Source organism: Flavobacterium sp. YO12 (assembly GCF_004119495.1).
Taxonomy (GTDB): domain Bacteria; phylum Bacteroidota; class Bacteroidia; order Flavobacteriales; family Flavobacteriaceae; genus Flavobacterium.
In genome coordinates this window covers 1-801 of record NZ_NRQU01000146.1, presented here as the reverse complement: position 1 = coordinate 801, position 801 = coordinate 1, and the positions used below count along the sequence as shown (strand labels likewise).

Below are 801 nucleotides of genomic sequence, written 5' to 3'. Positions count from 1 at the left end.
GACAGGAAAAACATTAACGTATCAGCCAGAAAGCGGATCTGCAACAGTAATAAAACTTGTTGATATGGTTGGAGATGCAGAAACGCTGACAACCTTAGAGAAAAACGCAGCCAACGACGGAAAATATGTTTATAAAAGCGAAAATGATACAGAAACTACAATTGATGTTGTAGCGGATGTAATCAACAATGCAAGCACAATTTTAAGCGATCCTAAGTTTGTAACTGAATTGACTCAATTTGTAGACGCAAAAGAAACGGTTACAACAATAACAAACAACAATAACGGAACCTATACTTATGCAAATGAGGCAGGAGACAATGTTACTATTGATGTAGTAGGCGATGTTGCAACTAATTTTGAAACAATCATAAACAATCCTGCAGTAACTAATGTTTTAAACAATTTTGTTACTAAATCAGAAGGTACAGTGTCGTTCAATTCTACAACTAATGAGTTTACTTATACAGATGCTTCAGGTGCAACACAAGTGGTAAACATTAATGAAATTGTAAAAGGAAACGAAACTTTAACATCACTTGCTTATGATGCGACAGGAAAAACATTAACGTATCAGCCAGAAAGCGGATCTGCAACAGTAATAAAACTTGTTGATATGGTTGGAGATGCAGAAACGCTGACAACCTTAGAGAAAAACGCAGCCAACGATGGAAAATATGTTTATAAAAGCGAAAATGATACAGAAACTACAATCGATGTTGTAGCGGATGTAATCAACAATGCAAGTACAATTATAAACGATTCTAAGTTCGCAACAGAACTTACACAATTTGTAGGTTC

General features: G+C 35.2%; 1 pseudogene. It reads left to right on the top strand.

Annotation, left to right across the window (positions count from 1 at the left end):
• A pseudogene (locus BOW55_RS20965) lies at window positions 1-801 on the top strand (hypothetical protein); the annotation flags it as partial.